General features: G+C 41.7%; 15 protein-coding genes. All 15 read right to left on the bottom strand.

The features are described from left to right. Positions 1–133: 133 nt before the first annotated feature. The gene (locus AC0KTX_RS00815) at positions 134–406 is read right to left on the bottom strand and encodes an EscU/YscU/HrcU family type III secretion system export apparatus switch protein (protein WP_474250321.1); all 273 of its coding nucleotides are present in this window, start codon (positions 404–406) and stop codon (positions 134–136) included. Beyond that, the gene (locus AC0KTX_RS00810; protein ID WP_474250320.1) at positions 403–1,833 is read right to left on the bottom strand and encodes a hypothetical protein; all 1,431 of its coding nucleotides are present in this window, start codon (positions 1,831–1,833) and stop codon (positions 403–405) included. Before AC0KTX_RS00810 ends, AC0KTX_RS00815 begins: the two co-directional genes overlap by 4 nt. 21 nt (positions 1,834–1,854) lie before the next feature. After that, entirely contained in the window at positions 1,855–2,613 is a 759-nt protein-coding gene (locus tag AC0KTX_RS00805; RefSeq protein WP_474250433.1) for a ribonuclease HII, read from the bottom strand. 76 nt (positions 2,614–2,689) lie between these two features. Continuing rightward, positions 2,690–3,538: a ribosome biogenesis GTPase YlqF gene (gene ylqF, locus AC0KTX_RS00800; protein ID WP_474250319.1), complete on the bottom strand. Its 849-nt coding sequence runs from the start codon at positions 3,536–3,538 to the stop codon at positions 2,690–2,692. Between the two features lie 10 nt (positions 3,539–3,548). Beyond that, on the bottom strand, positions 3,549–4,100 hold the full coding sequence (gene lepB / locus AC0KTX_RS00795; protein ID WP_474250318.1) for a signal peptidase I: 552 nt from the start codon (positions 4,098–4,100) through the stop codon (positions 3,549–3,551). Positions 4,101–4,240: 140 nt separating this feature from the next. After that, complete coding sequence (gene rplS / locus AC0KTX_RS00790; RefSeq protein ID WP_474250317.1) at positions 4,241–4,582, bottom strand: 50S ribosomal protein L19; 342 nt, start codon at positions 4,580–4,582, stop codon at positions 4,241–4,243. Between the two features lie 125 nt (positions 4,583–4,707). Continuing rightward, the gene (trmD, locus tag AC0KTX_RS00785) at positions 4,708–5,442 is read right to left on the bottom strand and encodes a tRNA (guanosine(37)-N1)-methyltransferase TrmD (RefSeq protein ID WP_474250316.1); all 735 of its coding nucleotides are present in this window, start codon (positions 5,440–5,442) and stop codon (positions 4,708–4,710) included. Next, positions 5,439–5,966 carry a ribosome maturation factor RimM gene (gene rimM, locus AC0KTX_RS00780; RefSeq protein ID WP_474250315.1) on the bottom strand — a complete coding sequence of 176 codons (528 nt, stop codon included), beginning with the start codon at positions 5,964–5,966 and terminating at the stop codon, positions 5,439–5,441. Before rimM ends, trmD begins: the two co-directional genes overlap by 4 nt. Before the next feature lie 69 nt (positions 5,967–6,035). Then, entirely contained in the window at positions 6,036–6,422 is a 387-nt protein-coding gene (locus tag AC0KTX_RS00775) for a YlqD family protein (protein ID WP_474250314.1), read from the bottom strand. A 129-nt stretch (positions 6,423–6,551) separates the two neighbouring features. Beyond that, a complete protein-coding gene (locus tag AC0KTX_RS00770; RefSeq protein WP_474250313.1) occupies positions 6,552–6,785 on the bottom strand; it encodes a KH domain-containing protein in 234 nt (77 codons plus the stop codon). Between the two features lie 12 nt (positions 6,786–6,797). Further along, positions 6,798–7,070, bottom strand: a complete 273-nt coding sequence (rpsP, locus tag AC0KTX_RS00765) for a 30S ribosomal protein S16 (protein ID WP_474250312.1) — start codon at positions 7,068–7,070, stop codon at positions 6,798–6,800. A 95-nt stretch (positions 7,071–7,165) separates the two neighbouring features. Beyond that, on the bottom strand, positions 7,166–8,506 hold the full coding sequence (gene ffh / locus AC0KTX_RS00760; protein WP_474250311.1) for a signal recognition particle protein: 1,341 nt from the start codon (positions 8,504–8,506) through the stop codon (positions 7,166–7,168). A 12-nt stretch (positions 8,507–8,518) separates the two neighbouring features. Next, the gene (locus AC0KTX_RS00755; protein WP_474250310.1) at positions 8,519–8,851 is read right to left on the bottom strand and encodes a putative DNA-binding protein; all 333 of its coding nucleotides are present in this window, start codon (positions 8,849–8,851) and stop codon (positions 8,519–8,521) included. A gap of 92 nt (positions 8,852–8,943) precedes the next feature. After that, the gene (gene ftsY, locus AC0KTX_RS00750; RefSeq protein ID WP_474250309.1) at positions 8,944–9,924 is read right to left on the bottom strand and encodes a signal recognition particle-docking protein FtsY; all 981 of its coding nucleotides are present in this window, start codon (positions 9,922–9,924) and stop codon (positions 8,944–8,946) included. A 14-nt stretch (positions 9,925–9,938) separates the two neighbouring features. Then, positions 9,939–13,505 (bottom strand): chromosome segregation protein SMC, encoded by a 3,567-nt coding sequence (gene smc, locus AC0KTX_RS00745; RefSeq protein WP_474250308.1) that lies wholly within the window; start codon positions 13,503–13,505, stop codon positions 9,939–9,941. Positions 13,506–13,586: the final 81 nt, after the last annotated feature.

Raw genomic sequence — 13,586 nt, 5'->3', positions numbered from 1 at the left:
CCGATCCTCCTAACTTATGTAAAAAAATTAAACTTTCCCGACCTGAAAGGCCGTCTTTTATAGACTGCGCTTTCATTGTATAAAATTGTTTGACCATTGTCTACCATTCTTCAAAAAAACACTGTTTTTTCATTTAAGATCGCTTTTTTGCGCTTTGATCCAATCGGTAAATGTAGCTTAACAATTCGGCAACGACTTCATAAAGCTCTTCCGGAATCTCTTCATTCAGTTCCACTTCAGACAACAGTTCAACCATTGACGGATCTTCTTTAATCGGAACATCATTTTCTTTTGCAGCCTCAATAATTTTTTCAGCAACATGTCCTTTTCCTTTTGCGGTCACTCTTGGAGCCGCATCGCGTTCTTCGTTATAGGAAAGGGCAATGGCTTTGGGCACCTTTTTCATATCTTCATATCCACCCTTTGATAGGTTTTTTGCACCATTAAGGATTGTGCCTTTTCATTTGTTTTACCTTTCTTTAATGAGACTCCAGAAAGGATATAGTTTAATTGCTGCAATTTCTCCTGAAGATCATTTGAATGCGCTTCAATTTCATGTTCATTTAATAAATCGTTGTAAATGGTGATTTTCAGCACCCTGTTTTGAATGAACACATCGACCACTGTCTCTTTTATGGTTTTTAAATATAATGAAAAAACGATCCGGCAAAAATTTGCATCAAGCCGTTCATTTTCTTTTTTCGCGTTGATTTGAAACGTAACGTCCGTCCAATCTTCGCCGAACTGAAACGGAATTTGTATGAAAAGTTGATCAATCGGCCCTCTTTGATCCTGCATGTACGACTGGCCGTTTAACCGATTGTAAAGATGTTCAAACATAGCTTTCACATCCGGTTTATCGGCTTCAAGCATGTGTTTGTGCAGCATTGCTTTCAGGTTGTGTTGGTCTTGTTCCAAATTTTGCTGACTTGCCGCCAATCCGAGGTTGGCCAGAAACATTTTCAACAGTTGTTTCAATTCTGCGGCATCTAGGTTTTTGTAGCTGTTTGCCATTAACGTCTGAACGGTTTTTTGCTCTTCTTTTGTAAATGGCGTGTCGGCCGATTCGTTTTCAAAGAAAAATTGCCGGATGACAGCGGGATTTTCTTTTAGCCAAAATGCCAACTTTTCCGCTAACGATTGTGAAAAAGAGTCCTCGCTTTTTTGCAACGTGTTAATTACGTTTTCGATTTGCACCATGAAGCGGGGGTTTGTCAATTGAAAGAGCATATTCTTCAATTGTTTTAAATCCGGTCTATTCTCGCCGTGTTTTACAGCATCATATAAATCAAAAAGCTCCTGGAACAGCTGCTTATCATCCTGTAAAGCTAGTAAAGATGTGATCACTTCTTTTGTCATCGGAAGCCTTTGAGCAAAAGCAATGAAAAAAGCTTGAAGCAGCTTATCCTCTCCCGCCAGCCCCCTAAATTGTTTCATCAACGGAATGGCATCTGCAAGCTGATGTTTTGAAAAAGGAATGTTTTTTTGAATCAACGTGTCAACCAAACGAATCGCCATGTTTTCGGAAGAAAGCTGGAAATGGCTGAGCAGCCGTTTTCCGTTTTGTCCTTCGCCGCTATCCGTGAACAACCGTTTCAGCATGATCCCTTTGTCCGTCAATGATGTTTGAAACCAATAAGTTTCCAGCGGACGTATTTCTGCTTCGACAGCAGCTACAAGCTTCATTCCGCCGATGAAGAGCAGCGCTGTTGCATTAGGGAAAATTTTCAAAACCGTTCCTTTTACAATTTCCTGATCTTGAAACATTCTCACCTTAGGCTGAGGTAAAGCGGGCATTCCGATTGCTTTAAAAAGATGGTCAATTCCATTCATTTTTCGTCACCTTTAAAATTGTTATGCCTCTCGGACAGGCGCAAAGCTTTTTCGATGATGTTCGGTTGCGCCAAAAAGACGAATGGCTTCCAAATGCTGGTTCGTTCCATAGCCCATATGTGATTCAAAGCCGTAATGAGGATATTGTTTTCCCAGTTCTACCATATATCGATCACGCACCACTTTTGCGACACATGAACTTGCGGCAATGGAAATGCTCTTGGCATCACCTTTTACAATTGACATTTGGGGGAGGCTGACCGGAATTGTCAAGGCGTCAATTAACAAATAATCAGGTGTGGTCCGTTTTAAATTTTGAATCGCCAGGCACATCGCTTTTTTTGTTGCTTCCAAAATGTTCAGTTCATCGATTTCCTTTGCTGAAACAAAGCCAATTCCGACATCCTCGGCATGTCTCATTATGTATTCATAAAATTGTTCCCGCTTTTGTTTTGATAATTTCTTAGAATCCGTCAAACCAGGCAAATAAAAATCTTCAGGCAAAATCACGCATGCCGCCACTACAGGCCCGGCCAACGGTCCTCTGCCTACTTCATCAATGCCGGCAATGTTTCTGTATCCTTTTTGTCTCAGCGACCTTTCATACTGACTCATTTGGTCAAATTGACGCTTTGCCTGCTGTTCCATTTCATATCGTTTCAACCATTTTTCCACCAGTTTTTGAACCGTCTTCCGTTCATCTCTCTGGCAGGCAAGAAGAAAAGGGTCGTCTTTATGGCAAACGACTTTTAGCCTTTCTTCAATTTCCTTCGCAGTCAAATTCAATTCCTTCACTCTCCCTAATTCTTATATCGGCATTTTCTAAAAAAAATAGAGACACGCTTCATGCGTGCCTTTATTCATTTGGAATGTCGAACGTAAGCTTCCCGAGCTTCAATGTGCGGACATCGCGAATGATGATTTCCGCCGTTTTGTCATAATCAATTTCGCCTCCTGCCTGCAAACAGCCGCGGAGACGGCCGATTTGGTCAAACAAGTCAATGATTTCTTCGGGCAGTTCAGCAAATTGGTAGCGCACTTTTAACTCTTCGGGATAATGTTTCATTAAAAAACGAAGGACGAACACGGCTACATCCTGCAAGTTTAAAATTTCATCTTTGATCGCACCGGTGGCCGCCAGTTTATAGCCAACTTCTTCATCCTCAAATTTGGGCCATAATATTCCTGGAGTATCGAGTAATTCTAATTCTTTCCCGGCTTTAATCCAGCTTTGCTGTTTTGTAATGCCCGGGCGATCACCAGTTTTTGCTATATTTCTTCCAGCAAGCCGGTTGATCAACGTTGATTTTCCTACGTTCGGAATGCCGACGATGAGCGCGCGAATTGCTCTCGGCCTCACCCCTTTTGCCCGCATTTTGTCAAATTGAGGTTTCAAAAGCTGCTTGGAAATGGCAATGATTTGTTTTAAACCTGAACCGCTTTTGGAATCAATGGCCATTGCCGTTAATCCTCGGCTTTGAAAAAAACTGATCCATTCATTTGTTATCGCTTCATCTGCCATATCCTTTTTATTTAATAGAATGATTCGTTTTTTATTGGCGATGATTTCATCGATCATTGGATTTCTCGACGATTGGGGAATCCGGGCATCGACGAGTTCATAGACAATATCGATCAATTTTAATTTTTCAACAACTTCTCTCTTAGCCTTGGCCATGTGGCCGGGAAACCATTGTATCGTCAATCTGCATCACCTACTTTACTATCCCAAAATCTGAAAGAGGCCAAAAAACAAATGATGTTTTTCCCATCACTTCTTCGATCGGAATCGTTCCAATATGTCTCGAATCCTTGCTGAAACGCCTGTTGTCGCCCATGACAAACAGTTCACCTTCCGGTACAGTCGGTTGGCCGATTATGTCTTCTAGTTTAAAAGGCTCTGTAAGCGGTCCGTCGACTAAATTTCGTTTATATTTATCTAGATACGGCTCATCATAGGCTTTTCCGTTAATATATAGGGTGTCGTTTTTATATTCAATATGATCGCCGGGCAGTCCGATTACCCTTTTAATATAATCTTTATCCTCTGTCGCATGAAACACAATGATGTCAAAGCGGTGTATGTCGCCGATCCGAGTAGCTATTTTATTGACAATCATTCTGTTCTGGTCATGGAGAGTCGGCATCATCGACTTGCCGTCAACCACGATGGGCGCAAAGAAAAACGTGCGGATGACTACAGCTAAAATAACAGCGATCACGAGCGTTTTGATCCATTCGATGAGTTCATTTTTCTTTCTGGCCATTTCCTTTCACACCTTTGCAATCATTTAGAATATGTATTTTTATTGTAATACAATCACCGGCCGAACAAAAGAAACTTAAACGGGAAATGCAAAAAAAGGAGCTTGTTCTCATGACCAACAAGCTCCTTTCGTTCCATTTCTTATCTTTCTTTAATTCGGGCTGCTTTACCGCGAAGGCTGCGCAAGTAGTAAAGTTTTGCACGGCGCACTTTACCGCGGCGAACAACTTCGATTTTCTCAATTTTCGGCGTGTGCAATGGGAATGTGCGCTCAACCCCTACACCGTATGAAACTTTGCGGACAGTAAAGGTTTCGCTGATGCCGCCGCCGCGGCGCTTAATCACAACACCTTCAAATACCTGAATACGTTCGCGGGTGCCCTCCACAACTTTTACATGAACACGGACGGTATCCCCGGGTCTGAATTCAGGTAAATCTGTGCGAAGTTGTTCTTTCGTAATATCTGCGATTAATTTTTGCATTGCCATCAACTCCTTCTAACAGATGCTCATGCAACGGCTGCAGCGGAACATCGTTTTACAAGACGAGACAGTCGTCTCAGCCACAAGCTGTATCATACCATAGGAAACACACCGTTTGCAAGTCATCACTGTTCTTTTTTTATTGCTTCAAGACATTTTTTTTGTTTTTCTGTTAAAGGATATTTTCTCAATAAATCAGGACGTCTTTCCCATGTCCTTCTGAGCGATTCTTTTTCTCTCCATTCCGCAATTTTTTCATGGTTTCCCGACAATAGCACATCAGGCACCTTCATTCCTCTAAAATTTTGCGGCCGTGTATAATGCGGATGTTCAAGAAGGCCTGTTGAAAATGAATCTTGTTTGTGCGACTCTTCATTGCCGAGCACGCCCGGGAGGAGCCTTACTACACTGTCGATGATTACCATTGCGGCGAGTTCTCCACCCGTCAAAACATAATCGCCGATGGAGATTTCCTCAGTCGCAAGGGAACGAATCCTTTCATCGTACCCTTCATAGTGGCCGCAAATAAAAATTAAATGCTCTTTTTTCGCCAATTGCTCCGCTTTTTTCTGAGTATAAAGTTCGCCTTGAGGACAAACGAGGATGACGGAAGGATCCGTTGATTTGCTTTCTTTTCTCAACACTTCGACACAATCAAAAATCGGCTGGGGCTTTAGCACCATTCCGGCACCGCCGCCATATGGATAATCATCAACAGTTTGATGCTTGTCATCGGAATATTCGCGGAAATTCATCAAGTCAATGGAAACGATCTTTTTTTCTTGTGCTTTTTTTAAAATGGAGTGATTGAAGACTCCGGCAAACATCTCTGGAAACAAAGTCAACACATCAATTTTCATAGATCCAATAACCCTTCCATCGGAAAAATAACCACCCGTTTTTCTTTTACATCCACTTTTTTCACCACTTCCTCAATGTAAGGGAGGAGGACATCTTTTTTCCCTTTCCTTTTGACAACCCATACATCATTTGCACCGGGTGTTAAAATTTCTTTAATTTCACCAATTTTCTCTCCATCTTCCGTATAGACCGCACAACCGATGATTTCGTGAAAATAAAATTCCCCCTCATCCAGATCGCCGAGCTGACTTTCAGGAATTTTAATCATCGACCCTTTCAACTTTTCGACAGCGTTGATGGAATCATATCCTTCAAAGGACAAAAGGTCAAAATTTTTGTGGATGCGATGTGATTTGACCACAACTTCTATAGGCGAAGCGGTCTTGTCCGATGAAAAAATATATAAACGGTTGCCGGTTTTGTAGCGCTTTTCCCGGAAATCCGTAGTGGAGATCACCCGAACTTCACCATGTATTCCATGTGTGTTTACAATTTTGCCGACTTTGAACCATTTTCCATCCACGACCTTCACCTCATGCGAAACTCTTGTCATTCTTTTGTATTTTTTCAGAAAAAATTAGGGCAGGATTCTTCACTTGATTCGAATCTCTTTGACAATGCCATCTTCGATGACAATCGTTTTTTCCTTCAGCAGTTCTTCCCAACTGTCTCCTTCTTTTATTTCAATTAAGGCATTTACTTCGCGTTCCTTCAGTTCGCTGCCTAATGGAAGCATATCAATTTGCTGAAGCTGAAAATCCAGCATTTTTATTTTTTCCTTGCGTTTATTAATTTCTTTATGATATTGGGAAATAATTGATTGGTTTTTCGTCGTTTTTTCCGCTTTTTTCAGCTGAAAATAAAGTTGGTCGCATTCCCGCTTCAGCTCTTCTTTTTTCGTCTTGCATTGATGGATAAGTTTTTCCTTTGTTTTTTCCGTCAAAATTTGCTTGACGGCAACGGAATGAATAATTTGCATGGTCAACTCTCCTCCATTTATCAAAATGAACTTTGAGGAGTTTTTCTTGGTTGATCGAAAGTTTTCATTTTTCTTATAGGAATGGCTAAACGATATGTGAAAAAAGGCGAGGAGTGTTCCCCTCACCTTTCAGTCGACAATTTCAAGCATGACGCGTTCAGCCTTGCTTTTAGAAGCAGCGGCATATACAACCGTTCTAATCGCTTTGGCAATCCTTCCTTGTTTGCCGATCACTTTGCCGATGTCATCTTGATGGACGGAAAGCGCATATAGAATACCTTCTTGTTTCTTTACCGCCTTCACTTCGACATCATCAGGATGATCGACAAGGGCTTTGACAATGGTTAAAATTAGTTGCTCCATTGCGATCACACATTACTTGCCGTATTTTTGGTTGTGAAATTTTTCCATAATTCCTTGTTTCGAAAATAAATTGCGAACTGTGTCAGAAGGCTTTGCGCCATTTTGCAGCCATTTCAGAGCCAGTTCTTCATCAATTTTTACTTCAGCAGGTTCCCTTACCGGATTGTACGTACCGATTGTTTCGATGAAACGTCCATCGCGCGGAGAACGGGAATCTGCTACAACAATGCGATAAAAAGGGGATTTTTTTGCTCCCATACGTTTTAAACGAATTTTAACTGCCATAAGTTTTAAGCACCTCCGAAATATTTTCACCAAGATAGTATATTATCAAGGATAAAAAAGTTTGTAAAGTATTTTTTCTTAACAGAAACGGATTTCTACATAAAAGGAAGTTTGAATCCTTTTCGTTTTCCTTTTGCCATTGAAGTCATTTGTTTCATCATTTTTTTCATTTCCGCAAATTGTTTTAAAAGCCTGTTGACATCTTGGACAGAAGTCCCGCTTCCTTTGGCAATGCGTTTTCTTCTGCTGGCATTGATAATTTCAGGATTTCTTTTTTCCTCTTTTGTCATTGAACGGATGATCGCTTCCACTCGGCTTAGCTGTTTCTCATCCACTTGAATGTTTTTCAGCCCTTTTATTTTATTTGCGCCAGGAAGCATCGAAAGAAGATCGTCAAGCGGCCCCATCTTCCTTACTTGCTCAAGCTGTTCTAAAAAATCATCGAACGTAAAAGACATCGTTCGCATTTTTTCTTCAAGCTCTTTTGCTTTCTCTTGATCGACGCTTTCCTGTGCCTTTTCGATCAGCGTCAAAACATCGCCCATCCCTAAAATGCGCGACGCCATCCGTTCAGGATGAAATGGCTCCAAAGCATCCATTTTTTCACCCATCCCGGCAAACTTAATCGGTGCTCCCGTTACGGCACGAATGGAAAGAGCTGCACCGCCTCTAGTGTCTCCGTCAAGTTTTGTCAAAATGACGCCGGTAATGCCGAGTTCATCATGGAAGTTTTTCGCGACGTTGACGGCATCTTGGCCTGTCATGGCATCGACGACAAGAAAAATTTCATCAGGGTTTGCCACTTCTTTCACTTGCTTCAGTTCATCCATCAGCTCTTCATCAATATGAAGGCGGCCTGCTGTATCAATCAGCACATAATCATAATGTTCAGCTTTGGCATGATCTAACGCCTGTTTGGCAATTTCTACCGGACTTACTTTATCGCCAAGGGAAAATACCGGAATGTTCAATTGCTTCCCTAACGTTTCCAACTGATGAATGGCAGCAGGCCGGTAAATATCGGCTGCTACAAGAAGTGGGTTTCGATTGTGTTTTTTTCGCAAGTAATTGGCAAGCTTGCCGGTCGTTGTCGTTTTTCCGGCGCCTTGAAGACCGGCCATCAAAATGACTGTCGGCGGACGCTGGCTTGCAGAAATTTTGCTCTGTTCTCCGCCCATCAGGTCAGTCAGTTCTTCTTTTACAACTTTGATCACTTGCTGGCCGGGCGTTAAGCTTTTCATCACTTCTTGGCCAACCGCCCGTTCGCTGACACGTTTAATGAAATCTTTTACAACTTTAAAGTTGACGTCTGCTTCCAGAAGGGCTAAACGGACTTCCCGCATCATTTCCTTCACGTCGGATTCCGTAACCTTACCTTTGCCGCGAATTTTTGCCATCGCACTTTGCAATCGGCTCGTTAATCCTTCAAAAGCCATGTCGGCTTCCTCCTAATCCAATTTTTCCAGATGGGAAAGAAGACGGTCGAACTCTTCCTTCATTTCCAATTGGGAAGAAAATTGTTTTAATTGCTGTATGATCTTATTGCGCTCTTGAAACTTTTGAAAAAGACCGAGCTTCTGTTCATATTCTTCCAGCATCATTTCCGTTCGTTTAATATTGTCATATACTGCCTGACGGCTGACTTGGTATTCTTCAGCAATTTCACCTAGGGAGTAATCGTCCAAATAATAAAGAGACATGTAGCTTTTTTGTTTCGGGGTTAGCAACGACTGGTAAAAATCAAACAAATAATTCATTCTCGTTGTTTTTTCCAGCAGCATAAACCACCCTCCCTGTTGTTAAGTGAATTGCCTTTACATGTAGTTAGTGTAGCGGATAAACCTCTGGCATGTCAAGTTTTTTTCTTAACGGCCTACGCTTCCTCAACCAAGTCGGCAAAAAGGCCGTATACGTATTTTTCAGCATCAAATGGCTCCAAGTCGTCCAGTTTTTCGCCCAGTCCGACAAGCTTCACCGGAATGTTTAATTCGTTTCGAATGGCAAGGACGATCCCGCCCTTTGCTGTTCCATCCAGTTTGGTCAAAACGATTCCAGTAACGTTTGTTGCTTCGGAAAATTGTTTAGCCTGGCTCATTGCATTTTGGCCCGTTGTCGCATCAAGCACAAGCAGCACTTCATGGGGAGCGCCGGGAATTTCTCTTTCGATCACCTTTTTTACTTTTTCAAGCTCCTTCATTAAGTTCATTTTGTTTTGCAAGCGTCCGGCCGTATCACATAAAAGCACATCGACATTCCGGGCGCGGGCTGCCTGTACAGCATCGTACATCACTGCCGCCGGATCGGAACCGGCTGATTGTTTAATGACGTCTGCGCCGACCCGCTCCCCCCAAACTTCCAGCTGTTCGATGGCGCCTGCACGGAACGTATCACCTGCCGCAAGCAGAACGGATTTTCCTTCCTTTTTCAGTCTATGGGCCAGCTTGCCGATTGTTGTTGTTTTCCCCACCCCGTTTACACCGACAAACAGGATGATATTTAAACGGCCATCTTCAATGTTTAAATCTTGCGCGCCGCCGCCCCCTTCGTAAATCTCGACAAGCTTTTCCGAAATCACCAAGCGCACTTCTTTAGGGTCATGAATATTACGGCGCTTGACTTCCATTTTTAATTCATCTATCAGCTCCATCACCGTTTGTACGCCGACATCAGCCGTGATCAAAATTTCTTCCAATTCTTCGAAAAATTCTTCATCTACCTTGCGATAACGCGCGACAAGGTCATTGACGCTTTCGGTAAATGAATTTCTCGTTTTCTGCAAACCTTCTTTAAACTTTGCGGTGACTGAATCTTTTTGCAGCGAGATTTTTTCTTTTAATTTTTTCAAAAAGCTCATCCATGATCTTCCTTTCACGAAGATTTCATATATTTTTCGGTTTCTTCCAAACGGACAGACACAATTTTCGACACTCCTGATTCTTGCATCGTTACACCGTAAAGAACGTCTGCTTCTTCCATCGTCCCCTTTCTGTGCGTAATGACGATAAATTGAGTATTTTCGCTAAAACGCTTCAAAAATTGAGAAAACCGGTGTACGTTTGCTTCATCAAGAGCGGCTTCCACTTCATCGAGGACACAAAATGGAACAGGGCGCACTTTTAAAATGGAAAACAATAAGGCAATGGCCGTCAAAGCCCGTTCCCCGCCCGACAAAAGGCTTAAATGCTGCAATTTCTTGCCCGGAGGCTGAGCAACGATATCGACTCCCGTCCGCAATAAATCATCAGGATCTGTCAGCACAAGATCTGCTTTTCCGCCGCCGAACAGTTCACGAAATACAACATGAAATTCGGATTTGATCTTGGCAAACATTTCTGAAAAACGTTTTTTCATTTCCTCATCCATTTCCGCAATCACTTTAAAAAGGGTTTCCTTTGCTTCCAGTAAATCTTCCCGCTGTTCCGATAAAAACTCATAGCGCTCTCGGACGCGTTCATACTCATCGATCGCGCCCAAATTGACATTGCCTAATTCATCAAGCGCAAGTTTTATCAGCTTTACTCTTTTTTTCGCTTCCATTTTGTCCGTTTTGAGCGGAAAATTGTCCTTTGCCGCTTCAAACGTTAGCTTATATTCATTTTGCAAATAATCCAGGCGCTGGTCAAGTTCGACATCTAAACGATTCAATTTCACCTCTTCGTCCTTTAAAATATCTGTCATCTGCTTATGTGCTCTTTTCAGCTCTTTCCACTCTTTTTCTTCCCTTTCCAGCTCTTCCTGCAGATGGACGCGCTGTTTTCGCCGGGATGTGATGAGTTCAATCGTTTTATTTTTATCTTCGAGTTTGGCTTGTTTCAATTCCTCCAATTGGACTTCGCCAGATTGATCTTGGTCGATCTCATTTAGCAGTAATTTTAAATCTTTCTCAGCTTCATTTCTTTTTTCTATAGCATATTGATATTCCTTTTCGATGCGGGACAATTGATCCTTAATGTTTTTATATGATTCTTCCTTGCCGGCAAGAATCACCTTTAATTCTGTAATTTCTTTGTTTAAATCTTCTTTTGATGCCTCCTGTTCTTCCTTCTTTGCTGTTAACTGTTTAATGGTGCGATCAAGCTGTTTCAGTTCCTCATCCATTTGCAAAATCGTTTCCGATAGCTGCTTCTTTCTTTTATCGAGCTTTTCCCGTTCTTCCAAATAGGAGCTTTTTTCAGCATCATAAATTTTTAAATGCTCGTTAATATTCCGTTCATTCAATTCTAATTCCCTCAGTTCACCCTTTAATTTTTGTTCTTCCATTCGCAGCGCTGATCCTTCATCCCGCAGCGCATTTAGTTCTTTCTCTTTGTCTTCGATCAATTGTTTCAAATTTTTTACTTCATTTTCCAGCGATTCGGTTTTTTGTTCCATTTCCGCAATATTTTCTTTTATTGATTCTAATTCTCGGTTTCTCGTTAAAAAGGATGGCGATTTCTGCTGCAGCGCCCCCCCTGTCATGGATCCGCCTGGATTGATGACATCCCCTTCCAGCGTAACGATTCTGAGAGAATAATGGATTTTGTTCGCTAAGTCGTTGGCTCCTTGCAAATCTTTTGCGACGACGACGCTTCCCAAAAGATTTTCGATAATAGACTCATATTGTTTGTCATATTTGACAAGTTTTGAAGCAACCCCGACAAATGCCGGATGGCGCTCCACAATGTCAAGGTGATGCTTAGCAATTGTGCGTCCTTTTATAACAGTTAACGGCAAAAATGTGGCACGGCCGTATGCATTTTTCTTCAAATAACCGATCGCCTCGCGCGCGCATTTTTCATCATCCACGACAATATATTGGCTTGCGCCTCCAAGAGCGATTTCGATCGCCGTTTCATATTGACGGTTTGTTTTTAATAGTTCGACCGTGGCGCCGTGAATGCCTTTCAAGCGATTTCTTGCCTTTAATACTTCCCGGACACCTTGGAAAAAGCCGGAGTAATCTTCCTGCATCGACTCAAGCACTTCTTTTTTCGATTTTGCCTGCTGCAAAAACTTATAAGCTTGATAAAGCAGCGATTCCTTTTTTTCATAGTCTTTTTTCGTTTTTTCCAATACTTTTAAGCTGTTTTGGTACGACGAAAGCTGATGATTCAGGCGTTTTTCAATAGAAAGGAGGCTCGAGCTTATTTGGGATTTTTCATTCGCTATTGCTTCTCTCTCGACAAGATATTTTTGATTGGCTTCCTCCAGCCGATTGGCTTTTGCCTGGCGCGATTGCAATTGTTCATCAATATAATGGCTTTCATTGCGGGCAGCCGCTTGATCATGCAATTTTTCAAAATAATCGCTTTTCAACCGTTCAAGCTCTTCGGCTATATTTTCATTTAAGTTTAATAGAGCTTTTTCTTTCGATTTTAACTGTTCTTTTATTTCGCTGACTTCACGTTCGTATTGTTGAAATACCGTTTCAAGAGTATTTTTTTCTTTCTCTAAAGCAAAAATTTGTTCCGTCAACTCTTCGATTTGCTGATTGAGCTGTTGTTGATTTTGTGAAGCATGTTTCTTTCTCTCTTTTAAAACCTCTTTTTTTCCTTCCAACTTTTCCAGCTCTTCACTTGCCAGAAGAAGCACTTGTTGGAGGTCATTGATGGATTCATCCAAGGCGCTGATTTGATCACGCATTTCTTCCAACAAAGCCTCTTTTTTCTGTATCGTAGAAGAAAGCTCGATTTCACGATCACGGTTTTGTTCAACTGACTTGGCCAATGTTTCCCATTTTCCGTGCAGTTCTTCTATTTCATGGGCAAGAAGAGCGACCTCCATTTTTTTCAGCTCTTCTTTTTTTTCTAAATAATCTTTTGCGATGGAAGCTTGCAATTGCAAAGGTTCTAATTGGTTATTGAGCTCATATAAAATATCTTGCACGCGGTTTAAATTGTCTTCCGTTTCCGCCAGCTTCCCCTCCGCCTTCTTTTTTCGTGTTTTATATTTCAAGACCCCTGCCGCTTCTTCAAAAATCGTCCGCCTTTCTTCTGCTTTTGTGCTCAATATTTCTTCGACTTTTCCTTGGCTAATGATGGAAAACGCTTCTTTCCCTAGACCAGAGTCCATAAACAAATCAATAATGTCCTTCAGGCGGCAAGCTTGTTTGTTAATAAAAAACTCGCTTTCCCCCGAACGGTATACTCTTCTTGTAACACTTACTTCATTGTAATCTATTGGCAAAAAATGATCTTCATTATCCAGGGTCAATGTCACTTCCGCCATATTTAAACTTTTTCGTGTATCGCTTCCCGCAAAAATAACATCTTCCATTTTGGATCCTCTGAGCGACTTCGCCGATTGCTCGCCGAGAACCCAGCGAATGGCTTCCGTAATATTAGATTTTCCGCTTCCATTCGGACCGACTACTGCGGTGACTCCCCCTGAAAAATCTACGCTGACCCGGTCAGCAAAAGATTTAAATCCGATAATATCCAAACGCTTGAGGAACATCATGATCCCCTTTCCTTCAAAAGTCTTTCATATTTTAACACAATAATAAAAAAACGGGGGTATTGAATAAAAAAATCCCCC

This window comes from Aeribacillus sp. JST-2 (assembly GCF_056032925.1).
This window is presented reverse-complemented; position numbering and strand designations above follow the sequence as displayed.